The 26,519-nt window shown below is 52.1% G+C and carries 23 protein-coding genes; 5 read left to right on the forward strand and 18 right to left on the reverse strand.

The features are described 5' to 3' along the window. Nucleotides 1-135 precede the first annotated feature (135 nt). The 8 genes from OCH80_RS08345 to OCH80_RS08380 form a co-directional block, all read right to left on the reverse strand. Nucleotides 136-327 carry a hypothetical protein gene (locus OCH80_RS08345; RefSeq protein WP_404539888.1) on the reverse strand — a complete coding sequence of 64 codons (192 nt, stop codon included), beginning with the start codon at nt 325-327 and terminating at the stop codon, nt 136-138. A 76-nt stretch (nt 328-403) separates the two neighbouring features. Further along, a complete protein-coding gene (locus tag OCH80_RS08350; protein ID WP_404539889.1) occupies nt 404-1,231 on the reverse strand; it encodes an LD-carboxypeptidase in 828 nt (275 codons plus the stop codon). A 46-nt stretch (nt 1,232-1,277) separates the two neighbouring features. After that, nucleotides 1,278-2,678: an RsmB/NOP family class I SAM-dependent RNA methyltransferase gene (locus OCH80_RS08355; protein ID WP_404539891.1), complete on the reverse strand. Its 1,401-nt coding sequence runs from the start codon at nt 2,676-2,678 to the stop codon at nt 1,278-1,280. Then, nucleotides 2,671-3,648: a hypothetical protein gene (locus OCH80_RS08360; protein ID WP_404539892.1), complete on the reverse strand. Its 978-nt coding sequence runs from the start codon at nt 3,646-3,648 to the stop codon at nt 2,671-2,673. The genes OCH80_RS08355 and OCH80_RS08360 overlap by 8 nt, the downstream gene beginning before the upstream one ends. Continuing rightward, the gene (locus OCH80_RS08365) at nt 3,645-4,391 is read right to left on the reverse strand and encodes an SAM-dependent methyltransferase (RefSeq protein WP_404539894.1); all 747 of its coding nucleotides are present in this window, start codon (nt 4,389-4,391) and stop codon (nt 3,645-3,647) included. Before OCH80_RS08365 ends, OCH80_RS08360 begins: the two co-directional genes overlap by 4 nt. 140 nt (nt 4,392-4,531) lie before the next feature. Continuing rightward, on the reverse strand, nt 4,532-4,741 hold the full coding sequence (locus OCH80_RS08370) for a hypothetical protein (RefSeq protein WP_302188525.1): 210 nt from the start codon (nt 4,739-4,741) through the stop codon (nt 4,532-4,534). A 232-nt stretch (nt 4,742-4,973) separates the two neighbouring features. Further along, nucleotides 4,974-8,159 (reverse strand): carbamoyl-phosphate synthase large subunit, encoded by a 3,186-nt coding sequence (gene carB / locus OCH80_RS08375; protein ID WP_404539896.1) that lies wholly within the window; start codon nt 8,157-8,159, stop codon nt 4,974-4,976. Beyond that, nucleotides 8,152-9,237: a carbamoyl phosphate synthase small subunit gene (locus tag OCH80_RS08380; RefSeq protein WP_404539899.1), complete on the reverse strand. Its 1,086-nt coding sequence runs from the start codon at nt 9,235-9,237 to the stop codon at nt 8,152-8,154. The genes carB and OCH80_RS08380 overlap by 8 nt, the downstream gene beginning before the upstream one ends. Before the next feature lie 506 nt (nt 9,238-9,743). Here OCH80_RS08380 and OCH80_RS08385 point away from each other — a divergent pair. Then, complete coding sequence (locus OCH80_RS08385; protein WP_404539902.1) at nt 9,744-11,177, forward strand: NADP-dependent glyceraldehyde-3-phosphate dehydrogenase; 1,434 nt, start codon at nt 9,744-9,746, stop codon at nt 11,175-11,177. Nucleotides 11,178-11,329: 152 nt separating this feature from the next. Continuing rightward, nucleotides 11,330-12,277, forward strand: coding sequence for a homoserine O-succinyltransferase (metA, locus tag OCH80_RS08390; protein ID WP_404539905.1), 948 nt, complete (start codon nt 11,330-11,332; stop codon nt 12,275-12,277). A gap of 302 nt (nt 12,278-12,579) precedes the next feature. Here the strand turns inward: metA and OCH80_RS08395 are convergent, their stop codons facing one another. Together OCH80_RS08395 and OCH80_RS08400 are read right to left on the reverse strand one after the other, a co-directional pair. Continuing rightward, nucleotides 12,580-13,584, reverse strand: a complete 1,005-nt coding sequence (locus OCH80_RS08395; protein ID WP_404539908.1) for a LacI family DNA-binding transcriptional regulator — start codon at nt 13,582-13,584, stop codon at nt 12,580-12,582. Between the two features lie 94 nt (nt 13,585-13,678). Beyond that, a complete protein-coding gene (locus OCH80_RS08400) occupies nt 13,679-16,702 on the reverse strand; it encodes a glycoside hydrolase family 2 TIM barrel-domain containing protein (RefSeq protein ID WP_404539911.1) in 3,024 nt (1,007 codons plus the stop codon). A gap of 363 nt (nt 16,703-17,065) precedes the next feature. Here OCH80_RS08400 and OCH80_RS08405 point away from each other — a divergent pair, with 363 nt between their 5' ends. Both OCH80_RS08405 and OCH80_RS08410 read left to right on the forward strand, forming a co-directional pair. Beyond that, the gene (locus tag OCH80_RS08405) at nt 17,066-18,961 is read left to right on the forward strand and encodes a glycoside-pentoside-hexuronide (GPH):cation symporter (protein ID WP_404539914.1); all 1,896 of its coding nucleotides are present in this window, start codon (nt 17,066-17,068) and stop codon (nt 18,959-18,961) included. Between the two features lie 100 nt (nt 18,962-19,061). After that, nucleotides 19,062-19,382 carry a helix-turn-helix domain-containing protein gene (locus OCH80_RS08410; RefSeq protein WP_404539917.1) on the forward strand — a complete coding sequence of 107 codons (321 nt, stop codon included), beginning with the start codon at nt 19,062-19,064 and terminating at the stop codon, nt 19,380-19,382. A gap of 127 nt (nt 19,383-19,509) precedes the next feature. Here the strand turns inward: OCH80_RS08410 and OCH80_RS08415 are convergent, their stop codons facing one another. The 4 genes from OCH80_RS08415 to OCH80_RS08430 all read right to left on the reverse strand — a co-directional run bounded on the left by OCH80_RS08415 (nt 19,510) and on the right by OCH80_RS08430 (nt 23,156). Further along, nucleotides 19,510-21,141 carry a peptide ABC transporter substrate-binding protein gene (locus OCH80_RS08415; RefSeq protein WP_404539919.1) on the reverse strand — a complete coding sequence of 544 codons (1,632 nt, stop codon included), beginning with the start codon at nt 21,139-21,141 and terminating at the stop codon, nt 19,510-19,512. Nucleotides 21,142-21,401: 260 nt separating this feature from the next. Next, entirely contained in the window at nt 21,402-21,866 is a 465-nt protein-coding gene (locus OCH80_RS08420) for a hypothetical protein (RefSeq protein WP_404539921.1), read from the reverse strand. 318 nt (nt 21,867-22,184) lie between these two features. After that, nucleotides 22,185-22,667, reverse strand: coding sequence for a hypothetical protein (locus OCH80_RS08425; RefSeq protein ID WP_195837371.1), 483 nt, complete (start codon nt 22,665-22,667; stop codon nt 22,185-22,187). Between the two features lie 168 nt (nt 22,668-22,835). After that, the gene (locus OCH80_RS08430) at nt 22,836-23,156 is read right to left on the reverse strand and encodes a hypothetical protein (protein ID WP_404539924.1); all 321 of its coding nucleotides are present in this window, start codon (nt 23,154-23,156) and stop codon (nt 22,836-22,838) included. A 161-nt stretch (nt 23,157-23,317) separates the two neighbouring features. Here OCH80_RS08430 and OCH80_RS08435 point away from each other — a divergent pair, with 161 nt between their 5' ends. Then, nucleotides 23,318-24,655 (forward strand): MATE family efflux transporter, encoded by a 1,338-nt coding sequence (locus OCH80_RS08435; protein ID WP_404539927.1) that lies wholly within the window; start codon nt 23,318-23,320, stop codon nt 24,653-24,655. A 22-nt stretch (nt 24,656-24,677) separates the two neighbouring features. Here the strand turns inward: OCH80_RS08435 and OCH80_RS08440 are convergent, their stop codons facing one another. The 4 genes from OCH80_RS08440 to OCH80_RS08455 all read right to left on the reverse strand — a co-directional run bounded on the left by OCH80_RS08440 (nt 24,678) and on the right by OCH80_RS08455 (nt 26,361). Continuing rightward, nucleotides 24,678-24,806, reverse strand: a complete 129-nt coding sequence (locus tag OCH80_RS08440) for a hypothetical protein (RefSeq protein ID WP_404539930.1) — start codon at nt 24,804-24,806, stop codon at nt 24,678-24,680. A 21-nt stretch (nt 24,807-24,827) separates the two neighbouring features. Continuing rightward, a complete protein-coding gene (locus OCH80_RS08445; RefSeq protein WP_404539939.1) occupies nt 24,828-25,421 on the reverse strand; it encodes a hypothetical protein in 594 nt (197 codons plus the stop codon). A 183-nt stretch (nt 25,422-25,604) separates the two neighbouring features. Beyond that, nucleotides 25,605-25,970: a hypothetical protein gene (locus OCH80_RS08450; protein WP_404539933.1), complete on the reverse strand. Its 366-nt coding sequence runs from the start codon at nt 25,968-25,970 to the stop codon at nt 25,605-25,607. Beyond that, nucleotides 25,945-26,361, reverse strand: a complete 417-nt coding sequence (locus tag OCH80_RS08455) for a hypothetical protein (protein WP_404539936.1) — start codon at nt 26,359-26,361, stop codon at nt 25,945-25,947. Before OCH80_RS08455 ends, OCH80_RS08450 begins: the two co-directional genes overlap by 26 nt. Nucleotides 26,362-26,519 lie beyond the last annotated feature (158 nt).

Raw genomic sequence — 26,519 nt, forward strand, 5'->3', positions numbered from 1 at the left:
GAGGCTTGAAGCTTGCACTCCAAGCCCCTCACTTCAGTGAGGGGTTACCATTGACGTAAAGCCTTTTTGATCTTTTTTTCGAAAAAAACGGCTCCGCGGAAAACCGCGAAGCTATTTTTCCAGAAATGCCTTGCTTTAAAAGCCAAACTTGTGATTGTGCATCAAGATCTTCTTGACGACGTCTTTGATTAAATAATACCCGACTGCAATTGCTACGGTTGCAATCAGCATAGTGGTCGTATAACTAGGATACATAAAAAACACGGTGGTTAAGGTAACGACGGCGATAATACCAACGACCGCGTCGGCAATTCTTTCACCAGACATAATTGTCACCTCATATCTTATGCAAAGCAAGCGCTTTCTTTAAGGCTATTATAACGCTTTTGCCGCGTGAATGTAACTAAAGAACGATCTCCCGGCCCAAGGCTAAGGCCCGCGCGTCCGTATAATGGCCAATATAATGCGTCCAGGCAATTGGCAGGGAAGCTGGGGTGATCTCTTTAAGCAGATCATAGACCGTGCTCTCCTGCCCTTTTTCTTCCAGCTCAGTGAAAGTTCCCAGGAGAATCCCGCTGACCTGGTCAAAAAGCGCCAGCTGCCGGCACTGCTCCAGCAGGGTGGCAATGCGGTAGACTCCGCCCCCATAGCTTTCCAGCAGGAGGATCTTCCCCGAAAAATCAGGCCAGTATTCAGTCCCTGCCAGCTTAAGCAGGCAGCGAAGATTGCCGCCAAGTACTTCCCCGCGCAGCTCGCTGCCACGCAAGAAAGTGGCCTTCAGGCATTCTGGCGCGAACTTGCCTGACAAGACCTGCTCATTGAAATAGTACTGTTCTTCACGTGAGTGGTCATAGATCAGGTTCCGCGCCTGAAAGTTGACGGCGGTATTGCCGTTTTTGACCAACGCGTTCAGAATCGTTGTCAAGTCGCTATAGCCAAAAAAGGCTGCCCGACTTTCCTTGATCGCTGGAAAATCGATGTATGGCAAGACAGTATTGGCCAAATCGCCGCCCGAGACGTCAAAAATATATGCCATGTCCTGATCCAGGAAAAAGCTGGTCAGTTCCGCCCCACGCTTCGGGCCACGCCCAGCCAGCCGTTGGTCATACAAATACTCGCTCTCCGTGACGCTCAAGCCAAAAGAAGCCAATACGCTCTTTAGTGCATTGACTTCTCCCTTGCGGTCTAAGGTCAGCGGATCGGAGCAAGCCGTCAATGCTGCTTTCTTCATCCAAGCCTCACTTTACATAACTATTAATATGTTTTCTTACTTTTTTCTACTGCCGCAGGCCTTTAGGGTAAAAGTTTTTCAGCTGCCCGCCCGTAGTCAGCTTGCCGAAACTGAAGACCTGACCCTTGGAGGCAACCAGAACGAACCCCTTGAGCTGACTGGCTGTCTGCAGGCTCTCCCCATGCAGGTAGCGCTCATATTGGTCCTCATCCAGGTCAACGACCCGGTCCTGCTTGACCTGGCCCAGGGCTTCCGCCAGCTGGTGGCTTGGCTCAAAGCGCTTCTTCTTCAGCATCCCCAGCTCCATCCCGTTGCTCAGGATCTTGAGTCCGCGCAAAGAATCAGGCGCAAGCAACGGCACGAATACGTGGTCCTTGCTCTTCTGCAGGCGGCTGGACCAGTTTTCAAGGCCAGCTGGCAGTGAGAGCCCCTGCAAGGCCTCGGTCACGTATTCCAGCTCTTCCCTGCTGATCTGGTCCTCGCGCCGGCCACACCGCTTCTTGCGCTTGTCCTGCTTGCGCTTTGCCGGCTTTTCTCCGCTTGCGGCAACAGAAGCTGCTGGCAAGCGCAGGACCGCGACGAACTGTCCTTCTCCTAAGCCGTCTTGTGGCCAAAAGCGGAAGCAGCGGGCCAGCTCAGGATTTCCGTTGCCCCATTCAGGCCGTCCCGCGGCCGTTGGCACGCCTTTCAGGTCCAGCTCCTCAACCGTGAAGCCATAGTTATCTATCAGCCAGGATACGATCGCTTCGTCTTCTTCTGGTGAGAAGGTGCAGGTTGAGTAGACCAGTTGCCCGCCTGGCTTGAGCATTTTGACCGCTTCTTGCAGGATCTCCTGCTGCCGCGCCTGGCAAGTTAAGACATTGTCCTCAGACCAGTACTTGATGGCATCTTCGCTCTTTCTGAACATCCCTTCCCCGCTGCAGGGCGCGTCGACCAGAATCTCGTCAAAAAAGGCCGGAAACTTGCTGCTCAAGTCTTCTGAGCTGCCATTTGTCACTAAGGCATTGGTCACGCCCCAGCGCTCCAAGTTTTCACGCAGGATCTTGGCTCGGGAAGGGGAAATCTCATTGGCCACCAAAAGCCCCTGTCCTTGCAGCTTCTCGCCTAAAGCCGTGCTCTTGCCGCCTGGCGCCGCGCACAAGTCCAGCACCCGGTCGCCTGGGGCGACGTCGGTCAGATGGGCCGGGAACATGGCCGCCGGGTCTTGGGAATAAACGGTCCCGCTGGTCCATTCCACGTCCTTGCCCGATATTTCACCGTAATAGGCATTGGGGATGCCAGGAACCGGCCTTGACAAATCATAGCTGACTGCCGCGCCTTTCTTCAGGCTGTTGATCCGGAAGGCCTTTTTGCTGGGTTCGTCCAAGGCCTTGAGCAAGCGCTCAGCTTCGTCCTCGCCTAGGAGCTTGGTAAATTTTTCAGTAAATTCTGCAGGAATTTCAAGCATTCTCAAACTTCTCTCTATGATTGTAGATATAAATCAGCGTGCTGATATAGGTGACGATTTCCAACAAAACGGCTCCGGCCAGCAGCATGGCCAGCATGCCGCGATCGCCGATATAAGCCCGCCAGACCAAAAGCGTGTAGGCAGCAACCCCTTCCAGGATCTGGAAGAGAACAAAGCGCCCGCTCTTGTTCAGGATAAAATTGGTCAGCAGGTCGCCCTGGATCCGGGTCCGCTGTCCTTCCCGCCACAGCAGCCAGGCGTCAAAAGCCATGGCCGCCATGGCCGCTATGGCCAGGGCCGCGATCAGCAAAGCTTCCGGCATCAGCAGGGTCAAGCGGCGCTGGCGATTGCGCTTGACGAACTCCGGCCACCAGGTCTTGCTGTTCAGATAGCTGGCAATATGACTGATGGCATCTTTAGAGCCATCGACGAAGATCACGTAGTTGCTGATTGACTCTTGAGCGGTCTCCTGCTTGGGTCCAGTCGTCAGGTAGTAGGTCTTGCTGTCTTGGTAGGGAACCTTCTTCAAGGTTCCAACTACGGAATAGTAGTGCCCGCCTAAAGTGACGTAGCTGTTGCCCTGGGTCGTAATAGTCGGCACTTCAGCTGAAGCCGACAGGGCGGCAAAAGTTACCCGGCCCTTAAAGTCGGCGGAAGCGAAAAAGCGCCCTTTGGTTACTGGAAAATACTGCAGATTCCGGTTCTGGGCCCAGATCAGCACTTCATTCTTCTCATATTTGTTCTGCAGCTGCATCTGGACCGAGTCCTTGGGATACTTCCGCTCAATCCACTTTAAGACCGTGGCAATGTCAGCCTGCTTCTGCGGCTTGACGATCCGGGCCTCCATGCTCATCCCCCGTGCCTGCAGGACCTGGTTGGCCAGCTGCGACTGCATGTTGGAGCAGACGATCCCAATCAAGGTCAGGATCAGGAAGGAGAAGAAGCTGATGATTACTCTGTGCCGCTTCATTGCTTCACCTCAAATAGCTTTTCTTCAATAAAGTCATAGGAAACAAAACTTCGGTTGATTGCCTTCATTGCCGGGGAATCCGTGAGAAAGTCCCCCCGCCAAAAGTCCGGGGAGTTGGTCGCGCCGGCGCGCTCTCCGACAAAGAGCAGGTGGGATTGCGGGGCAAGCTCGCGCTTGGCGGCAATCAGCTCCAGGTCGCTCCTGCCAAAATTCGGCGACCAGGAGCAGAGGATCAGGTCCCGGTCCGCATACTTCTTCACCGCGTCAGCTGCGCTGAGGCTTTCGACTGGATAAAAGGGCTCGCTCCCCGTGGCCGAGGTCTTGGCCCACTCCAAAGAGTCAGTCGCGACCACCTGCATCCCCGCTTGGCTTAAGGCCTTGGACCAATAGGCATTGCCCGCCATGACCTCCAAGGCCGTCTTGACGCCCAGCTTTTCCATAATCAAGCGGGCAGTCGTCAGGTTGGGCAGCGACCAGATCCCGTACTGCAAGGACAGGTACTGGCGGACGTTGTTGAGCAGGTTGTTCATCGTCTGCAGATTATGGAGCTGGTCATCAGGCGTCTCCCAGCTGATCTCCTCATATTCATCCGGCTCAAGCCCTAGCTTCTGCGGGGCGCGGTTTAAGACCTGCCGGTCCTTGACCGCCTGGTCGATCTGACAGATCTGCTTTACCTGGTCAGCGATTTCTTGATTGCGCAATTGTGCAGACAAAGCCTGCAATTTGTTGATGTATTTTGTCATAGTCAATTTCCTTACTAACGATTTTACCATTAAGCAGAAAAAAATACGCCTTGAATGGACAAATTCAAGGCGCATAAAGAAAAGACCCGCCCATGAGCATTGGGCAGGTCCTCTCATATTAAATTGTATTTTAATTTGGATTAATTGGTGGCCATGTCGGCCATTTCTTCATCGACGCCATTGGCGATCATGATTGCTTTCGTTTCTGCCTTGGCGGCTTCAGCCTTGCTCATTTGCACCGGGCTTGGAGTCTTCAGGCCAGTAGCCATGTCGGCCATCTCAGGAGCAACGCCATTGGCGATCATCGTGTTCATGTCTTCCATGTTCACGGTCTTCTTAGGAGCCTTCATATATATCAGCCTTCTTTTCGATAAATCTTCTATTTCTTGTTGATTATATTATAGCACGTTTTCAAAAAGAGTGACGCCGTTTTCATCCCCGTCAGTCCTAAATCCGCACTTTCTTCTTATCAAAAGTTTTCAGACCTTGCAGCCTGCTTTTTTGAAGAAAAATCTGCCAAAAGCAAAATCGTCCTGGCCTTTGACAGGCCAAGACGATTTCTTCTTTGATTACCTATTTGCATTACAAGGCTTCGGTAGCAAATGACCGGTTTTCCAGGCTGGTGAGCAAGGCATCAACCGTGTCCAGCGAGGTTAAGACTGGCACGTTGTGCATAATCGCCGTTTCCCGGATGACAAAGCCGTCAGAGTTGGATGAAAGGTCGTGGCCCATCGTGTTGATCGTCACGTCGACATCCCCTTGCTTGATGGCGTCCAAGATTGGCAAGTCCTTGGAGTTCTTTTCGCCGATCTTGGCCACGGTTACCACATGCAGGCCGCGGTCAGTCAGGAATTGGGCCGTCCCTTCGGTCGCGAAGAGCCGGTAGCCGATCTTGCTGAAGCGCTCAGCCAGCGGCAGGATGGCTTCCTTGTCCTTGTTTTCAATCGTCAAAAGGACTGAGCCGTTGTTTGGCAAATGGATGCCAGTGCCTTCAAAGGCCTTGTACAAGGCCTTTGAGAAGGTGTGGTCGCTGCCCATGACTTCCCCAGTGGACTTCATTTCCGGCCCAAGCAGACTGTCGACGTTGGCCAGCTTGCTGAAGGAGAAGACTGGCGCCTTGACGTGGATGGCCTTGCTTTCCGGTTGCAGGACTTGGGTGTAGCCCTGTTCAGGCAGGCTTTCGCCCATGATGCAGCGGGTAGCAACCTGGGCCATTTCAATCCCGGTAACCTTGCTCAAGAATGGCACGGTCCGGCTGGCTCTTGGGTTGACCTCAATGATGTAGACTTCACCGCCCCGCACGATGAACTGGACGTTCATGATGCCAACGCACTTCAAGGCGACGGCCAGCTTTTCAGTCACGTCCACGATCTGTTGCTTGACGTCTTCAGTGAAGTGCTGCGGCGGGTAGACGGCCATTGAGTCACCGGAGTGAACGCCGGCACGCTCAATGTGCTGCATGATCCCTGGCATCAGGACGTGCTCGCCGTCGCAAATCGCGTCGACTTCCCCTTCCAGGCCTTCCAAGTAGGTGTCGACCAGAATTGGGTGTCCGTTGGTTGCTGGCGGATTGTCCTTGAGGTAGTCTTCCAGTTCCTTCTCGTTGTAGACGATTTCCATGGCCCGACCGCCCAAAACGTAGGATGGACGGACCAGAACCGGATAGCCAAGCTCATCAGCGTACTTGATGACTTCGTCATGGTTCATAGCCGTCTTGCCGATTGGCTGGCGCAGGTGCAGCTGCTTGATGATCTCGTCAAACAATTCCCGGTCTTCAGCCCGGTTGATATCTTCAACGGTGGTCCCCAGGATCTTGATTCCGTGTTCTTTCAGGCCTTCTGCCAGGTTGATGGCGGTTTGGCCGCCAAATTGGACGATGACCCCGATTGGCTGCTCGATGTCGATGACGTCAAGCACCTTTTCCAAGGTCAATGGCTCAAAGTAGAGCTTGTCGGAAATGGAGAAGTCGGTTGAAACGGTCTCTGGGTTGGAGTTGATGACGATCGCTTCATAGCCCATCCGTTGCAGGGCCTTGACTGAGTGGACGGTCGCGTAGTCGAATTCGACCCCTTGGCCAATTCTGATTGGGCCGGAACCCAAAACGATGACTGACTTCTTCCCGCTCTTGTGACTTTCGTTTTCCTGGCCGTAGGTTGAGTAGAAGTATGGCGTGCTTGAGGCAAATTCAGCCGCGCAGGTGTCAACCATCTTGTAGACCGGGAGCAGCCCCTGGCTCTTTCTGAACTGGCGGACGTCTTCCTCGCTTTCATTCCAAAGCTTGGAAATGGTCATGTCGGCGTAGCCGTAGTACTTGGCCGTCTTCAAGCTTTCAAGGTCGTTTGGATGAGCCTTGATCTCGCCTTCCAGTTCAACGATGTGCTTGACGATGTCCAGGAAGTAAAGGTTGATCTTGGTCAGCTCGTGCACTTCTTCCAGGCTATAGCCGCGTCTGAAGGCTTCAGCGATGTAGAAGAGGCGGTCGTCTTGCGCGTGGGCCAGCTTGTCATCGACTTCTGCCTTTGACTTGTCGTCCAAATCAGTGCAGTAGAGGTCTTTTTCATCGATTTCCAGGGAGTTGACGGCCTTTTGCAGGGCTTCTTCAGCATTTCTGCCCAGGGCCATGACCTCACCGGTGGCCTTCATCTGGGTGCCTAAGTGGCGGTCAGCCTTAACGAACTTGTCAAATGGCCAGCGCGGAATCTTGGCCACGACGTAGTCCAGGGCTGGCTCAAATTCGGCAAAAGTCTTCTTGGTAACCGGGTTCTTGATCTCGTCCAAGGTCAAGCCAACGGCGATCTTGGCAGCCAGCTTGGCGATTGGGTAGCCAGTTGCCTTGGAAGCCAGGGCTGATGACCGGGAAACGCGCGGGTTGACTTCGATGACGTAGTATTGGTAGCTGTTTGGATCCAAAGCCAGCTGCACGTTGCAGCCGCCTTCAATGCCCAAGGCCCGAATCAGTTTCAATGAGCAGTTCCGGAGCATTTGGTATTCCCGGTCACTCAAGGTCTGGGTTGGGGAGAAGACAATGGAGTCGCCAGTGTGGATGCCAACCGGGTCGAAGTTTTCCATGGAGCAGACCACCATGGCGTTGTCAGCGGAGTCGCGCATAACTTCGTATTCGATTTCCTTGAAGCCGGCGATTGATTTTTCAATCAGGCATTCAGTAGCTGGGCTGAGCTCCAGGCCGTTGGCCGTGATTGAGCGCAGCTCTGCCTCATCGGCACACATGCCGCCGCCAGTCCCGCCCATGGTAAAGGCTGGACGGACGATGACCGGGTAGCCGATCTCATTTGCGAAATCAACCGCGTCTTCAACGTCGTGAACCGTTCTTGAAGGCGGAACCGGCTCGCCCAATTTCTCCATCAATTCCTTGAAGCGCTCGCGGTCTTCAGCTTGGTCGATCGCGTCCAGCTTGGTCCCCAAAAGTTCGATGCCCAGTTCATCAAGCAGGCCGGATTTGTGCAGGGCAATGGCCATGTTCAAGCCAGTCTGTCCGCCCAAAGTCGGCAAGATGGCATCTGGGTATTCTTGACGGATGATGCGGGAAAGTGAGCCCACCGTCAAAGGCTCGATGTAGACCTTGTCGGCGATTTCGTTGTCAGTCATGATCGTGGCTGGGTTGGAGTTGACCAGAACGACCTCGTAGCCTTCCTCGCGCAGGGCCAGGCAGGCCTGGGTCCCGGAGTAGTCAAATTCGGCAGCCTGGCCGATAATAATTGGGCCAGACCCAATGACCATGATTTTGTGGATATCAGTTCTCTTAGGCATTTTGTTTGCTTTCCTTCCCTTCATCAATCAATTTCATGAACTTGTCGAACAAGTCGATGGCATCCAGCGGACCAGGCGCCGCGTCTGGGTGGAATTGCACTGAAAAGGCTGGGTATTGCTTCAGCTGAATTCCTTCAATCACGCCATCGTTGATTTCTTTGTGGGTAACTTCAATCTTTTCCGGGTCGATTGAGGCTGGATCAATCGCGTAGCCGTGGTTTTGTGAGGTAAACATGATCCGCCCGGTGGCCAGCTCCTTGACTGGGTGGTTGAAGCCGCGGTGGCCGAACTTCATCTTGAAAGTCTTGGCCCCATTGGCCAAAGCCAGGATTTGGTGGCCCATGCAGATGCCGAAGACTGGAACGTGCTTTTCAACCTCGGCAACCATCTTAGCCGCTTCCGTCATGGTTGACGGGTCACCAGGGCCGTTTGACAGCATCACGCCGTCTGGGTGGTGGCGCAGCACGTCTTCTGCCTTAGCCGTGTATGGCAAAACGATCGTGTTGCAGCCGCGGGCTGACAGCTCGCGCAGGATTGAGTGCTTGACCCCGTAGTCGATCAAAACGACATTGCGCTTTGGACCAGGGTTAGGGTATGGCTTGGTCGTGGAGACGACCGGTGCCAAAAAGCCGCTGTAGTCATGCTCGCTGATCCGCTTCAAAGCTTCTTCCTTGTTGTCAGAGTCAACCAAGCAGCCCTTCATGGACCCTTCTTCACGCAGAATCTTGGTCAATTTTCTGGTGTCGACGCCAGAGATTCCTGGAATCCCCTTTTCTTCCAAAAAGTGGCCCAAGCTGTCACGCATCCGCCAGTTGCTGGCCACGCGGGCCAGTTCTTGGCAGACCACCCCGTTGCACTGGGGATCGATTGACTCATTGTCGTCCACGTTGACCCCGTAGTTGCCGATCAGGGGGTTGGTGAAGACCAGAATCTGATTGGCGTATGACTGGTCCGTAATCGCTTCTTGGTAGCCCGTCATCCCCGTCGTGAAGACGACTTCGCCAAATTTTTCTACGTTTGCTCCGAAGGCAGTGCCGGCAAAGACCGTGCCATCTTCAAGAACCAAATAGCGTTTCATTCTCGTAAACCTCTTTTTATGGTAATCAAATATTTTCGCAAGAAAAAAGACCATCCTGAACACTTCTAGCTCCGTGCTCTAAGATGGTCGCTTGTGGCAAACTTCAGGAAAGGTGCTGGCAATCCGCCCCTTCAAGCAGAATCCGAGCCATTCCTCCGATTTTCTCGAACGAAGGTCCACGCCCTTCTGTCCTTTGTTTGCAATTGACAAGTCCTTCTTAGCCTCACGGGACTAAATTTAAAGGTCCTTCTTTTGTTTTCTTAACTATATTAATTTTAGTCCTCCAAGTCAAGGGAAAAAGGGGCAAAAAACGGGAAAAATTTCTTTACAGATGAATCGTCCCTGGTCATTTTGTGGCTATATATAGTAGAAAAATCACATTTTTTACAAATCTGAAAATTGCTTACTTTTTGTTAATTATTCGCTAAAGCAAGTGTTTAACTCTTGCAATAAATGAGAGCTGTATTAAGATTAATTCTATATCTATTTCGAAAGGAGTCACTTATTTGACTAAGCATTATCTCAACTATGTCAACGGTGAATGGAAGGATTCCGACGAAAGCATCGAAATCTTCAACCCTGCCACTGGCGAGTCCTTGGGTACCGTTCCAGCTATGTCACACGAAGACGTGGACGAAGTCTACGCCGCCGCCAAGAAGGCTTTCCCTGCTTGGCGGGCACTGTCATACGTTGAACGGGCCAAGTATCTCGAGAAGGCAGCCGACATCCTTTACCGCGACGCTGAAGAAATCGGTTCAACCCTTTCCAAGGAAATCGCCAAGGGCCTCAAGTCGGCCGTGGGCGAAGTTACCAGAACCGCTGAAATCGTCGACTACACCGCCAAGGTTGGCGTAACCTTGAATGGCGAGGTTATGGAAGGCGGGGACTTTGATCCCGCAAGCAAGAACAAGATTGCGATCGTGCGCCATGAGCCAGTTGGCCTGGTTCTGGCCATCTCCCCATTCAACTACCCGGTCAACCTGGCCGGTTCCAAGATCGCTCCAGCCCTGATGGGCGGGAATGTGGTCGCCTTCAAGCCGCCTACACAGGGGTCAATCTCTGGCCTGCTTTTGGCTAAAGCCTTCGCGGAATCCGGCCTGCCAGCCGGCGTCTTCAACACCATCACTGGCCGCGGCCGGGTAATCGGCGACTACATCGTTGAACATCCAGCCGTCAACTTCATCAACTTTACCGGCTCAACCGCAGTCGGCAAGAACATTGGCAAGCTGGCCGGCATGCGGCCAATCATGCTGGAACTTGGCGGCAAGGACGCCGCGATCGTGCTTGAGGACGCTGACCTTGACCTGGCCGCCAAGAACATCATCGCTGGTGCCTTTGGCTACTCCGGCCAGCGCTGCACCGCCGTTAAGCGGGTCCTGGTCATGGACAGCGTCGCTGACGAATTGGTGGCCAAGATCATGGATGGTGTCAAAGGCTTGAAGATCGGCATGCCGGAAACCAGTGCCGACATCACTCCTTTGATCAATACCAGAGCGGCTGACTACGTGCAGGGCTTGATTGAAGATGCCGCGGACAAGGGTGCTGAAGCCAAGACGGACTTCAAGCGCGAAGGCAACTTGATCTACCCAATGGTCTTTGACAAGGTGACGACTGACATGCGCTTGGCTTGGGAAGAGCCATTCGGGCCAGTTTTGCCAATTATCCGCGTGCACTCTGTTGACGAAGCCATCGAAATCGCCAACAAGTCAGAATACGGCCTGCAAAGCTCCGTCTTCACCCGCAACGTGCAACGGGCCTTCGGCATCGCTGAAAAGCTGGAAGTCGGGACCGTCCACATCAACAACAAGACCCAGCGCGGGCCTGACAACTTCCCATTCCTGGGCGTCAAAGGTTCAGGTGCCGGCGTGCAAGGGGTCAAGTACTCAATCATGGCCATGACTAAGGTTAAGTCAACCGTCTTGAACATCCAAGAAGACTAGCATTTATCCTAAAATCCCCGTTCCGCGAACGGGGATTTTATTTTTGACGTCTTCCTTTCACTTTCACTTATTTCTAATCAGATTAATCTATTAGAAATTTTCCCTTCATAGTGATAAATTGGAGCTAACATTAACACGAGGAGTCACAATCTATGCCAATTACTTTAGACAAAAAATTAGCCGCCATTGATATTCTGCGCAAGGAGAACATCTTCGTCATGGACAGCGAGCGGGCTGAAACCCAGGCGATCCGCCCCCTGCAGATCCTGGTGGTCAACCTGATGCCAAAAAAGCAAAACACGGAAGTCCAGCTTCTGCGGCATTTGGCCAACACTCCCCTGCAGCTGCAGGTTGACTTCCTCTACATGGCCAGCCACCATTCCAAGAACACCTCAAGCGACTACTTGAAGACCTTTTACAAGACTTTTGCCGCCGTCGAAGAGAAGCGCTACGACGGGATGATCGTCACCGGCGCGCCGGTTGAGACCTTGCCCTTCAAAGAAGTCGACTACTGGGATGAGCTGAGCAAGATTTTTGAATGGTCCAAGACCCATGTCTACTCCACCCTCCACCTCTGCTGGGGCGCGCAAGCCGGGATCTACTACCACTATGGGATCGACAAGCATCCCCTGCCGGAAAAGCTGTCCGGGATCTATGAGCAGTCCATCAACCAGGACTCAAGCAACCCAATGCTCCAGGGCTTTGATGACGTCTACAAGTGCCCGCATTCACGCTACACGACGACCCACCCCAAAGACGTGACCGCCAGCAGCGACTTGGAGATCCTGGCCCAAAGCCCCGTCGTCGGCGTCTCGATCGCGTCCACGCCTGACCTGCGGCAGATCTACAGCTTCGGACACCTGGAATACTCCCGCGACACCCTGGCTCAAGAATACAAGCGGGACCTGCGAGCCGGCCTGGGCCCAATCATGCCGGTCAACTACTTTCCAAATGACGATCCCAGCCAGGAACCCCGGATGGTCTGGAATCTGGCCGCCTCGACCTTTTTCAGCAACTGGATCAACTACGCGGTCTACCAGGAAACCCCGTACGACCTTCAGCGCCTGCGCGAAGGGGTTCCCTTCCATGGCTACCTGTAAAGGGCAAAAACGCGCCAACCATCAAACAGAAAACAAAAAACAGAAAAAAGAGGGATGCAGCCAATGCTGGCTGCATCCCCCTTTTGTTTTGAATTCTAATTATGGAATCCTAAGAAATTAGGTGAAAGTAGTAATAGTCGAATTCTATCTCTTAGTCTAAGCCTATCTGATGTTGATAATCGTATATCTTGATTGCTTTTTCTTTTTTACCGGTCCACGGCTGCTAAGCCAGCCAATCCATGACCGCGAGCCTATCATGGTCAAAAATATGCAATCATTCAAAAATAGTAGTCTCGGTTGTGTTAGTTAACGCTGCTCTGACGCAAAATCAGTTTAGTCAAAAGCTGCAGGGCGTATGGCAGCCGGTCTGGCTGCTCCAAGCGGTTCAAGAGGACCTCGGCTGCCCTCTTGCCCATCTCATTGGTTTCCACTTTCACGCTGCTCAAGGCTGGATTGGCAAATTGGGCGACGGTGGTGTCGTTAAAAGAAATCATGCTCAAGTCTTCGGGAACGCGGACATGCAGCTCCCGGAAAGCTTTTAAGGCGCCAATCGCCATGGCATCGTTGGCCACGAGCAGGCTGTTCGGCTTTTCAGTCAAGCCGGGCCATGCCTGCTTGACGGCCTCATACCCCGTTTCTGAGGTAAAGGCCCCAACGAAAATCCAGTCAGGCTGATACAAGCCCTTAGCCTGGGCATAGCGCTTAAAATCCTGAAAGCGGAAATCGGTCAGGTTTTCCTTGTCGAACTGATCGCTCAAGTCCCCCGCCAGCATCCCGATCTTGGTGCGGCCGGTCTTTACAAAGTGGTCAACGATTTCTTCAACGGCGCTGCGGAAGTCGGAATAGACGCTCGGAAAACCATCCCGCAAGTGATTGCCGTCAACGAAGACGACCGCTTCTGGCAGCTGCCTGAGAAAGGCCAGCTGGTCGGCAGAATACTGATCGCTCCCGATCACGATCACCCCGGCATACTTATCCAGCTTCTCCCAGCTGGCGCCGGCATAAAGGAGTTCATGTTTAAGGCCTAATTCTGTCAGCCGCTCAGTAATTCCTAAGCGGATGGAGTAGTAGTACAAGTCGTTGATCTCTTCTTCAGGGTCGCACCACAGGACAATTGCTGCCGTCTTGCCTGTATAGCGCTGAAATTTCTTGGAAAGATGCTTGGTATAGTTCAAGTCTTCTGCTGCCTGAAAAACGCGCTTGCGGGTCTCATCGCTGACGGATAGAGTCGAATCATAATTTAAAATGCGCGACACGGTCGCTGGCGAAACGCCAGCCCGCTTGGCCAGATCCCGGATAGTAGCCATCTTCACCCTGCTCTTTTCTTTCGATTGGAATAAGGAATTTTTTACTAATTTTAATTTAGCATAATTAGGAGTTTTAAACTAGTCAAGTGTCAGACTAGCTGAGTGAGAAAGGCGAAATAGTAAAGTTCAGTTCATATGGCTTGCTGCTTGGCAGAAGATACGCGTCATGGACTGGCGCGCCCCAGGAATCATCGCCGCCAACGCCCATTTGGGCGGCCAGCAGCTTGACCCAGGAGTATTCGGAATCGGGCAGGTCAAACCAGTGATCAGCTGCCTCCAGCTGGGCGGTGCTGCATGGAAGAACGCTGCCTGAGAAAGGCTTAGTGGCAGCGCTGAAGAGCACCCCGTTCCCTTGCTGGTCGAAAATTGCCAGCTTGCGCAGTCCCTCCCGATTGCCAGTTTCTTGCGGGCGCAGATATGGCGCCACGTTGCCGGTGACTGAAGAAGTCCAGCTTCCTAAGAAGGAGCCGGCTTGGCGGTCAAGATAGTTTTCTTCTGGTCCCTTGCCGTAATATGCGAAATGGTCAAAGTCACGCGGCAGGGCCAGCTCCAAGCCAAACTCTGGCAGATCTGGCAGCTTGTCCGCACCTGGGAAGACGGCTTTGACGCCAATCGTTCCCGTCCGGTCAACCGTATAGGTGACAGTCGCCCGCAGGTCCTGACCGACCGGCAGCAGGAAATCATAGCTGATTTCCGCGCCGTTCTCGGTCAGCGTCACTTGGAAGTCGGTCTGCTTGGCAAACTTGCCGGCGTTCTCCCACATGGCCATGTCAAAGCCATAGCCGGCACCGCGGTCATTGTCGGTCAAGGCCCGCCAGAAGGTCAGGCGCGGCTTCTGCTTGATCAGTTCACGATCTGCATACTTGAGGGAAATCAAGCCGCCCTTGTCCTTGCTGAATAAGGCCTTGAGGCCATTAGCCCAAACGCCCAAGTTGAAGTCGCCGTTGATGATCCGGAAGTCAGGCAGTTCTGCCTTTTCCGGCTCTTTCACGCGCGTTTCCGGAAGCAGGTATTCGGCGCTGGCCACGACAAAACCACGCTTTGCCCAAGGCTGGTCCGTCTTAAGACGGGCATCCAGGTGCCAAACCAATTCGCCAGCCAATTCCGGCGTCTTTGGCAACGGCAGATTCTGTTTATCTTGGGCCACAATGTCTAAGTGATAAGTCTGTTCAGCCACCACACGGCCATCGCAAAGGAGGGTCAAGACGAAGTCGTAGTCGCTCGTGTCCGCGAAGAGATTGTCGTTCTTGACCGTCGCCTTTTCAGAGTCGATGGTCAGCTTCAGATTGCTGTACAGTTCTTTGACCGCCCGGGCTTTTGGGGAAGCTTTCCGGTCGGCATAGACGATGCCATTGCCGCAGAACTCGCCGTCATTTGGCCGGTCGTCAAAATCCCCGCCATAAGCGAGATATTCTTGTCCTTGGCTGTTCTTGGCTGCCAGGCCCTGGTCAATATAGTCCCAAATGAAGCCGCCTTGGTATTGCGGGTACTTCTCAAGTGCCGTGTAAAGCTGCAGGCCGCCCGTCGAGTTTCCCATGGCGTGTGCGTACTCACAGGAAATGTATGGCTTCGGCGGGTTGGATGTCAGATATTCTTCAATCTCTTTCGGCTTGGCGTACATCCGGCTTTCTACTTCAGTAATAAAGTCGTAGTCCCGGTTCCAGGTCACCCCCTCATAGTGAACGACTCTAGTCGGGTCGTTCTTTTTGATAAATTCGCCCATCCGCCCGATGTCGTCGCCGGCATAGCTTTCATTGCCCAGGGACCAGATCAAGATGGCCGGATGGTTCTTGTCCCTTTGGAGCATGTTGTTGGCTCTGAATATGACGTTCTCCAGCCATTCCGGCCGGCTGCCAGGCACGTTCCAGGAAGGCTCCACCTTGGTCAGCTTGTTCCAGCTCCCGTGGCTTTCCAGGTTGACCTCGTCGATCAAGTAGATCCCGTATTGGTCACAAAGCTCGTACCAGCGCGACTGGTTTGGATAGTGCGATGTTCTGACGGCGTTGATGTTGTGCTGCTTGAGGAACTTGATGTCCCAGAGCATGTCCGCTTCGGTTACTGCCCGCCCCCGGCGGCAGTCGAATTCATGCCGGTTGACGCCTTTGAAGACGATTCGCTTGCCGTTCAGCAGCATCAAGCGGTTCTTGATTTCGAAAGTCCGGAAGCCCAGCTTAAGCGGGACGACTTCCAGCACGCGGCCGCTGTCTTCCAGGATCAGCTCCGCCTTGTAGAGGACGGGCTGTTCGCTGCTCCAGGCGTTGATCTTGAGCTGGTCCATGGTAAAAGTGCCAGTCTCGGCAAAGTCATTCGTCTGGCTTTCATAGACCTGCCCGTCAAGATCATAAAGGCGCAGGAGCACCTTTTCTGCCTCGCCCACGGCCTGGTACTGCACCGTCAGCTTCCCTTCGCGGTAGTCATCATCAAGCGTGCTGGTCACGCGAAGGTCTTGGATATGCGCAAGCGGAATGGCATACAGGTCCACATCCCGGAAAATGCCAGAAAGGCGCCAGAAGTCCTGGTCTTCAAGATAGCTGGCCGAAGAGTATTTGAAGACTTCGACCGCCAGCTTGTTGTCGCCCTCCTGCAGGCAGTCGGTCACGTCGAATTCGCTAGGCGTAAAGGAGTCCTCGCCGTAGCCGACAAAGGTGCCGTTGACCCAAACGTACATGGCTGAAGCCACCCCTTGGAAGCTGAGGATGACCCGCTTGCCGCGCAAGCCCTCGTCCAAAGTGAAGTGCTTGACGTAGCCAGCAACGGGATTGTCCCGCAGCGGCGTCTTTAGCTTGGTTTCCTCGCTCCCGTCCCAAGGGTATTGGATATTGACGTATTGCGGCTGGCCATAGCCAAGAACTTCCAAATTGCTTGGAACTTCAACCGTGTCCATGCCGCTTTCGTCAAAGCCCAGCTGGTAGAAATTGCGATTCCTAAGTTCGGCGTTCTTGCTCCAGACCAGGCGCCAGGCACCGTTGAGCGATTGCTTCAGACTGCTTTGGCCACTTTCGGCTTCCGCTTCATTTAAAAAGAACCGGTGGTCCGAATGAGCGGGCAAAGCATTCACCGCGAATACTTCTGGATCGCTGAGCCATGCAAATTCAGGCTTTTCTGCTGTTTTCCCCATTTTTTTGCCTCTTTCTAGTAATGTTTTGCTTAATTGCTAGTTCTCGCTTACAGCCATTATCATATCCTGGCCGCTAAATCTTTGCAAGTGATTTTAGTAAATATTTTACTAAGTGGCAAAAAACTTTGCCCTAATGGCAGGCCTAGCAAAACGCTGCTGATTAGGTTGTTTCCTTAAAAGCACCCGTCAGTGAGCCGTGGCCAGCTTCGCTTTTTCCCACGTGGCCGCTCCTAGTTTTTGTGCATTGCGAAATTTTTCTAGTAAATTATTTACTAAAAGTGTTTACTTAAGACAAAATTCAAGCTATAATCCATCTCGTAAATAAGTAAAGCGATTACAGCAAGCACAAATGGAGGTATTTTCGTGAACCGCAATGTGAAATCCAAAGGGCTCATCTCCCGCTTCTCCTTCGCCATGGGGAACCTGGGACATGCCGCCTTCTATGGACTTTTGTCCAACTACTTCATTATTTTCGTGACCAGCGGGCTGTTCAGCGGCCTACCGGACACGATCGCCAACAAATTGATCTACCTGATCACTACCTTGATCGTCGTCGTCAGAGTCGTGGAAATCGCCATCGATCCTTTGATCGGGAACGTGGTCGACAACACTCACTCCAAGTGGGGCAAGTTCAAGCCCTGGATCCTGTCCGGGACAATCATCAGCTCCTTATTGATGATCGTTCTCTTCACCGGGATCTTCGGCCTGGCTAACAGCAATTGGCTGCTTTTTTCCATTCTGTTCGTCATCACCTTCATCACCCTGGACGTCTTCTATTCCTTCGCTGACGTTTCCTACTGGGGGATGGTTCCAGCCTTGAGCGAAGACAGCCGTGAGCGCGGGGTCTACACCTCTTTGGGCAACTTCACTGGGACGATTGGCTGGAACGGACTGACCATTATCGTCGTTCCTTTGGTAACCTACTTCACCTTCAAGGCGACTGGCAAGCAGGAAGAAGGTCCCAGCGGCTGGCTGGCCTTTGCCGTGATTATTTCCCTGCTGACCATTGTCTGCATGTTCATCACGGCCATCGGCACCCAGGAAAAGGACAACCTGATCCGCCGCGCGGCCAACAAAAAGAAGACCAGCATCAAGGACGTGCTTTTGGCCCTGACCCACAATGACCAGATCCTTTGGGCTTCCCTTGGCTACTTCCTTTTCTCACTGGCCAACGTCATCACTAATGGCGTCCTGTTCTACTTCTTCAAGTTCATCTTGGACAAGCCGGCATCATATTCACTGGTCGGCGTGGTTGCAACGATCATTTCCTTCTGCACTTCGCCATTATATCCAATCCTGAACAAATTCATCCCACGCAAGTGGCTCTTTACGATTGGCCAGGTCTGCATGATCCTGTCCTACGTCATCTTCATTTTCTTCAGCAGCAACATGGCCTTGTTGATCATCGCGATTGCCCTGTTCAACTTTACCTTTGCCCAGCTCGTGACGGTCTTGACCTTGACTGACGCGATTGAATACGGGCAGCTGAATAATGGGGAAAGAAACGAGGCGGTCACTTTAGCCGTGCGGCCAATGATCGACAAGCTGACTGGGGCATTTTCCAACGGCTTGGTCAGCTTCATCGCCGTCACCTGCGGTATGACGGGGGCAGCGACTGCCGCTGACATGACCTCAGCCAGCATCCACACTTTCAAGAGCTTTGCCTTTATCATTCCACTGGTGTTGGCCATCCTTGCCCTCTTTGTTTTTGACAAAAAGGTAACCTTGACTGAAAAGAAGCACGCGGAGATCGTCAACCAGCTGCAGGAAAAGCTGAGCGTGGACACGACCAGCGCCGGCAAGGCCGGAACGACTGAAGTTGCCGCTCCAGTCAGCGGACAGCTCCTGCCGCTCGCTTCTTTGCCAGACAGCTTCGTGCCTCAGGGCGGTGAAGGCTTTGCCATCAAGCCTAGCGAAGGCAAGATCTGCGCTCCATTCAGCGGGACCGTCCGTTTTACCTTTACGACCAAGCACGTCTTAGGCATGGAATCAGACAGGGGCTTGGAAGCCCTGATCCATATCGGCCTTGGTACCGTCAACCTGCGCGGTGAAGGCTTCAACAGCTACTACACCGACGGGCAGAAGGTTGAAAAGGGCCAGCTGCTGATGGAATTTGACCGCGACCTGATTAAGGAGCGCGGATACGATGACACGGTGATTATCCTCTTCACCCAGCCGCAGCGTCTGCTGCGCTTTGAAGACGTGGCTCCGCGCGAGACCAAGTCAGGCGAAGAGATTATGCAGGTTACCGTCAAGTAGTGAAATAATGTGACAAATGTGTTAAATAACCGCACCCCTCTTGAGGTTGCGGTTATTTATGATATATTCTTGTACATGAGTGCAGGAAGGGAGTGTTCAGATGTATGCGAAGATGCCGTCACGCCTAAAGGAACTGCGCGAGCAGCGAGCGTGGACCAAGACGGAGACTGCCAAGCGCTTAGGCGTTGGCACGTCAACTTATTCCAACTGGGAATACGGGCTCCGGGAGCCCGACATCGACCGGCTAAGCCAAATGGCCGACCTCTACGGGGTAACGGTAGATTATTTGATTGGCCGCAGCAACCAGCTGCCAACCGTTGATCTGGCTCAAAGCAAGATCGATTTCATGTACAAGGGACAGAAAGTGCCGGAATCTGAAATGAAGATCGTCCGCCGCCTCTTGAATTCAAAAAACGACTGATTTTTTATTGAGAATAAAAACTAAAATCCTCCACAATCGCAGCAACTAGTGATTGTGGAGGATTTTTTGAGGTTAATTCCCGAAAAATCAATGTCTCAGCTTATGACATTGGATCGAGCATTGGCAACTATTTAAGATACGTTTCCTTGAAGTCCCAGTTGCCTCGGGTGGAGTAAGCCTTCTTAACGTTCGGCCGAACTAGCATGACGCTGGTTGAGTAGTAAAGCGGGCAAATACCGGCATCATCAAGCAGAATATCTTCTGCCTTGCTCAGGTCGCTCCAGCGCTGACTGGTTGAGGCAGTCGTCTTTGAATCAGCGATCAGCTTGTCATATTCGCTGTTTGACCATTGCCCGTCGTTTTGACTGTTGCCAGTCGTGAACAGATCCAAGAAGGAAATTGGGTCGGCAAAATCGGCAATCCAGTCGATCAGGCCCAGTTGGAAGTTGTGGCTGGCCAAACGATTAAGCAAAGTCTTAAATGGCACGCTGTTGACTTCGACCTTGACTTGCGGCAGAGTGGATTCAACGTCTGACTGGATGGCTTCGGCGGTCTTCTTGGCGCTGTCAGTGTCGCTGGAAATCAAGGTCAGCTTGATCTTGCTCTTGCCCAGTTCCTTCAAGCCCTTAGCCAGGTACTTCTTGGCCAAGGCCTTGTCGCCGCTGGCTGGGTAAAGGCTCTTGGCGCTGCTTGAAACCAGGCTGGTGTAGTCTTTGCCGTCAACCTTGGTCAAATCCTTGGCCGTCAGAGTGTTGGCCGGCTGGCTGGCCCCGCCGTCAATCGTTGAAACCAGACCCTTGCGGTCAATCGCCAAGGCCAAGGCCTTGCGGATGTTGGCGTTCTTGACGTAGCTGCTGCCGCCCTTGCCTTGACCGAATTCCATGTAGAAGGTGGCACCCAGCGGAAGCGAGGTAAAGGCCTTGTTGTTCTTCAGCTGCTTGATTTGTGAAGAATCAAGCGAGGTCGCGTCCAGCTTCTTTGACTGGTAGAGGTTGTAGGAAGTCGTCGTTGACTTCTGCACGCTCCAGCTGATCTGGTCCAGCTTGACCTTGCCCTTGTCCCAGTAGTTCTTGTTCTTGACCATCTTCCAGGAAAGGTTGGACCCAGTCCAGCCTTTTTGAACGTAAGGACCGTTGTAAACCATGTACTTTGAGGCCGTCCCGTACTTAGAGCCAAACTTCTTGACCGCTCTTTCGTTTTGCGGGAAGAAGACCGCAAATCCCATCAGCTTGTTGAAGTATGGAATCCGCCGCTCCAAAGTTACGACCAGCTTGTACTTGCCGATGGCCTTGATGCCAAGGCTGGAAACTGGCTTCTTGCTGGCAACGATCTTGTCGGCATTCTTGATTCCCGAGAAGAGGTAGGAGTATTCAGATTCAGTCTTGGGGTTGACCGTCCGCTGCCAGGAGTAGACGAAGTCCTTAGCCGTCACCGGATCGCCGTTAGACCACTTATCGCCCTTGCGCAGGGTAAAAGTATAGGTCTTCCCGTCTTTGGAGACTTTTTCGGAAGTAGCTAAGCCTGGAGTAATCTTTGAGTCCTTGCCCAAGCGGTACAAGCCTTCAAAAGTGTTGGAGATCTGCGTGAAGGAGACTGAGTCAGTCGCCTTGGACAGGTCCATGGTTGGAATTTCTGACCCGGTGGTCCAGTACAGGGTCTTCTTGCTAGAAGAGCCGGCTTTTGAAGAGCCGCAGGCCGTTAACGCGAGCGCGGCCAGGCAAACGCCAGCCGCTTGGCCAATATTTTTCGGAAGTTTCATCGTCTCGTCCCCCTACTTACACTATTTTCGTCATCACAGTTCGTTAAAAAGATAGCTTTTAAGCTTGCTTTAATTATATTTTCATTTAGAAGCATACGCAAGTACTTGCAATCTTTTCAAGAATATTCAAAACTTTAGCAATTTCTCTTGGGGTGCAGACTTATTTTATTCAGTGATTTTCCGATTTAGCTTAATTTTATTATGTCAAAAAACGCCGCATCCCCGGGAAATCGGCAATGCGGCGCTGGCGGCTTAGATATTTATTTTTTGGCAAGAGTAAGACGGAAAGTCGTCCAGACGATATAGAGACAGGCGCTTGTCGTCAAGGCAAAAGCCATTAAGTTGATTCCAGCCAAAGCACCGCCCCGCGCTAGCAGCAGGACGCTGCTTATTGACGCCAAGATGGTCAAGGCCGGCACGACTCGCGCGTCAAGGCGGAGATCGATGGGACTGGTGCCCGACTCACTCGCGGGCTCAAAGAAAACTTTGAAGATGAAGAAGCTGCAGATCAGCATGCCCAGCAGCAAGACTGAAAGCGCCGCGATGGTGACTTTCGCCCAGACTGGCTGAGCCAGCAAGGCATAGCCGGCGGCAAGGATATTGGCAGCGGCAGCCGCCCAGCCGCAGACGCGGCCGATTTGCTGAAGCTTACGGCGGTCAATCTCGTTTGTTTTGCTGGTAAAGGATTTTGGGATAGGTGAGCGTTGGTACTTTTTATTTTCCATAAGCACTCTCTTTCTAATTCTCAATGTTTTCACTAATCCTATGCTCTTTTTGCCGGCTTTTCATGCCTTCTGCGTATCTTTTACGGTTACTTAAGACTTTTTCCAAAAAACAAAGAAAAGCCGCGTGTCCCTTAGGACGCGCGACTTGTTGCAACTGACTGGACTACTTGAAACAGAGCAGAAACATCGGTGAATGCCAAACCGTTCCGTCCGGGAAGGTTGCCTCGACCGTCACGTAACTGCTGGATTCATCATCACAGTCATGGTCGTCTTTAATTTCAAACTTGGTTTCCTTTGGCAAATCCTGGCAATAAAGTCTTATGGCTTTGCGGCGTTTTTCTTTGACGCTGGCTTATTGGCAGTCTTCTTGACAGCTTTCTTTCTGCTCTTTTGAACCGCCTTCTTTGCGGACTTCTTGACGACTTTCTTCTTGGTCGTTTTCTTAGTTGCCTTGTAAGCCTTGAACCACTTGGTCTTTTCCGGAGCTTGCACAAAGTAGAAGCGGCGTTTCCCCGGCTTGTACTGGCTGTTCTTGATGACCCAGCCGCAGCCTGTTGCCATAAACCACTGTGAACGGTAGAGCACAGTGCCTTTCTTGACCTTCCCAGCAGCGTAAAAGCGGTTCTTGGCTTCACACGAGCCGGTCTTGATCCGGTAAACTGGCATGCTCTTGGTGACTACAACCTTCTTGTTGGCTGCATCCCCGTATTCATAGCCGCTAAGATAGCTGGCTTGCACCGGACTAGCAGCCATGGCAGCCAATGACAAGCAGCCAATGAAGGTCAAAATTTTTCTGTTCATTCTGTTTCAGTCCTTTCCTCAAATTCGATTCTCTCCCCAAGATTAGAATACATAAACATAACAACTACTTTAACTATATCGCTTGCTGCCAAGCATGAAAAGGCTTTAGCGAAAAAAGACTGTCAGCGGCAGTCTTTCATATCAAATGTTATGTTAATCGTTTTTCTTTTACAAAATGCTCAGACCGATTACGGTCACGCAGGCTCCAACAGCCATGATGGCAATCCCCACACAAGCCATTTTCTTGAGCCGCAGGCTGCGGGCTTGTTTTTCCGGGCTGATCCGGGTCAGCGGGAATCTTTTCCGGTAAAGCAGGTAGGCCAGCAAGCCCTCTCCTCTTTGACCGCTGCTCAAGAAGAAGGCAGTCCCTTTGGGATGAGGAATTCCCCGCAGATCAGCATCCAGAGCCAGCAAATGGTAGAGCTGATACCAGGTAAAGGCGATTCCGACTAACAGGATGGCCAGGCCAATTAAGACAAGCAGACTCATTGCGTACTCCTCCTAAATTCTTTTAACGATGTCAAAATCCTTTGACGTCCACAATTTTACCTGATTTCCCATGCAATTAGGAAATTTCTCCTCCCCCTTGACTATAACCTAAGGTCACAGTTTACGCTTAAAGCAGAAGTTTAAAGAAAGCAGGCAAAAAAATGACAGAAGAACTGAAACGAAAAGTCTGGGCCTTTAGTTTGCCGATGATCAGCGAATTCCTGGTCCAGCAACTCTACAGCGTGGTTGACATGGCCATCATCGGCCGCTTCCTAGGAGCAAGACAGCTTGGGGCCGTCGGGAACGCGGCCAACATTATCATGCTCTTCCTGGTGGTCTCAGGCGGCTTTGAAATGGCAGTCGACGTGATGGTCTCCCGCCTCTTAGGAGCCGGCCGCAATCAGGAAAAAGCCGCCATTGCCCGTGACGCCCTCTGCCTTTCCGCGATCAGCGGCTTGATCCTGGTCGTCATCGCGTGGCTCTCCCTGCCATCCCTTTTTAAGGCGGTTTCTCTGCCTGAAAACATGATGGGGGATGCCCTCCTCTATGGCCGGGTCTATTTATTTGCCTTGCCGATCATCTACATCTATGACGTTGGCCGCGCCATCCTGATTTCCAATGAGCGGGCCCAGGTCTCCTTCTACCTCCTGGCCGGATCCAGCCTTTTAAACCTGCTCTTGAACCTGTTCTTCATCCTTGGCCTGCAGCTGGGCGTGCTGGGTTCGGCCTTGGGCACGGTATTGGCTCAAGGAGCAATGATGCTGGTCACCCTTTGGCTGTTGGCCAAAATGGACCGGCAGGAAGCAAAGCCGGTCTCCTTAAAGCCCGACCTCTCTTTTGAAAAAATTAAGTCCATCCTGCACATCGCCCTGCCGACCATTTTTCAGCAATTCGCGATTACCTTTGGCGCGACCCTGGTCCAAGCCTGGGTCAATCCCTTTGGTCAGGAAGCCATCCTGGGCTACGTGGCCATCGTCAAGTTCATGAGTCTGGCCCGGATCGTCCTGGTTGGCTTTGCCCAAACCCTGACCCTGCTTACGGCCCAGCTCCTGGCTGGCAAAAAGTTCGCCGCCGTCAAGGCCGTCTACCGCTACTGCTGCCGGCTCTCCCTGATCTACTGGCTGGCCAGCTCAGCCTTGTCTATCTTCGCCTGCCGCGCCTTAGCCAGTCTCTTTTTTGACCCTGGGCAAAACCAGGCGGCCTATGGATTCTTTAAGATCTACCTGTTTGCTTTCGTTAGCATCCAGCTCTTCTCGATCTTCAAATTTATGAATGAAGGCCTGCTCAGAAGCATGGTTTTGATGAAGGAATACCTCTACTGCAACTTGGGCGAACTGGGACTGAAGCTGGCCGTCAACTGGCTGCTGCTGGCGCCTTTAGGAACGAACGCCTTTTGGAGCGCGGAATTAGGCGCCAGAATCATCTGCGTCCTGGGCTCGGCCGTCTTAGTGATCAAAGAGCTGCAGCGCTTGGAGGCAAAAGAAAAAGCCGGCTATTAAGCCGGTTTTTTGCTGGGAAACATTACCGCGCCCGGCGGTCATGTTCCGTATCTTGATAGTATGCTGCTTTGGCCTGCCGCATGGCCTTGTCTGCCTCAAAAAGCAGCTGCTTGAGCTCCAGCTGGTCAACCCTTTGCTGCGAAATGCCCAAAGAGACCTGATAGCCTTGCTTTTACAGGTTCTCCAGGAGCTGATCGCACTTCTTCTCTACCTCAGGCAATGATTCATCCAAAGCCACTGCCAAAAATTCATCCCCGCCAAAGCGGACATGGCCAAAATACCTGACCAATTCATTGGCAAGCGCGATCAGCATGACGCGGTCAAAGTAGAAGCCACTGATCACGCCAACCGTGCCAAAGAAGACCGAATTCCAGGAATCAGCGGTATAGCTAGTAGGCGTCTTATACTCCCAAGCCAGCAGATTAAAGATAATCACCAAAAGCAGAATAGCCACTAGCTGCTTCCAAGGAGCAAGCACGAACATCGTGGGCAATAAGACCATAAAGACCATAATCGTCGTTGCTTGGCTGGACGGATTCTGCAGGGTCGTCCAGATCGCGTATACGGATAATAGCAGCGAAAAAAGCCAGACCAGTGGCCAAGTCGGCCAATTCCGGAACTTAGCCAGCAGGGTTAGCAGCAAGAGCAACAGGCTGCTGATCCCCGCACTGACATATAGCACTTCCCCAGAATAGAACCAGCCGGAAAAAGTGTTGGGAAAAGGCAGCAGCTCTTTAACTGAATCAAGCAAAGCGGAAACAATCATCGCCAAAAGAAAGATTCCTTCCCCAAACAGGAGCATTTTCAGGTTGCTCTGATTAACTCGCTCCTTAACGGCTAAGTATTCGTTCTCCTCCAGGCCCGCATAGCATAGATAGTTCCATATTTTACTGTGGCTTTTCATTCTTGTGATGCATATCTAACCTTAAAAAAAGCGGGCTATTAACAACTAATACACTTCAATATGAACATAAGCCTGTTGGGCAGCAGCTTGCCTGAATAGCTCAATCAGTCTGCTTAACACCTGTTCAGCTTGTGCTGTTTCAAGGTGCTTGCCTTGATAGTGCTTCAAATCCTGTAAATATTCTACAGCGTCGACATCTGCCTCATCTTCATCCCATGGGCCTTCAAGCTGATTATAATCACGGGTCATGCCGTGCCAGCCTTTACCATCTAAAGGCGGCTTACCAACAATCTGAAAAATGTACCCATCCCAGATATGCAAACATAGACCTGCATAAGTAAAGGTCACTTCTCCTTCACCTTCGAAACCTTTATAATAGGTAAAATCATTTTTTATCTGACCAGTGTCCATTGTCCAGCAATCTCCTTTGTTCTTTAGTTAATCTATTTGCCGTCTTGGCATCTATGCTTGCTTGCCACATTTCAAATGGTACCCATTTCTTTCCAGTAGCAGATTTAACAAGAACTTCATCGACCGGTGGCCTAGCATTATTGCCAAATCCAACACCAGCCTTATGTCTACGCACTTGCCATGTGTTTCCTTCAGTAATTGGTGCCCCGGGCGTCCTAGTATGCCAACGTACCTCATACTTATAACCATCAGCACGCCAGTTATACTTTACTTGATTATAACCATTCTTTTTCTGGTCTTTAATCTTAGCAAAAGAAGGAGTCTCTATAGATGCGCTTTGAGACAGGACATTTCTGATATATTCTTTGACATCTTCTTTTTTCTTTGTCAAAATCCTTTGACAGCCGGGATATTACAGTAATTTTCTAGGAAATTACTCTGTTTTTGTCCACCTTTGATCAAATACAAAAACACAGCACCCCCTTCTCGAAGGATGATATGACCCCCGAAATTAGGACACTAATTTCGGGGGTTATTTTCATGACTAAA

It is taken from the genome of Lactobacillus sp. 23-2 (genome assembly GCF_044902225.1).
GTDB lineage: Bacteria > Bacillota > Bacilli > Lactobacillales > Lactobacillaceae > Lactobacillus > Lactobacillus absianus.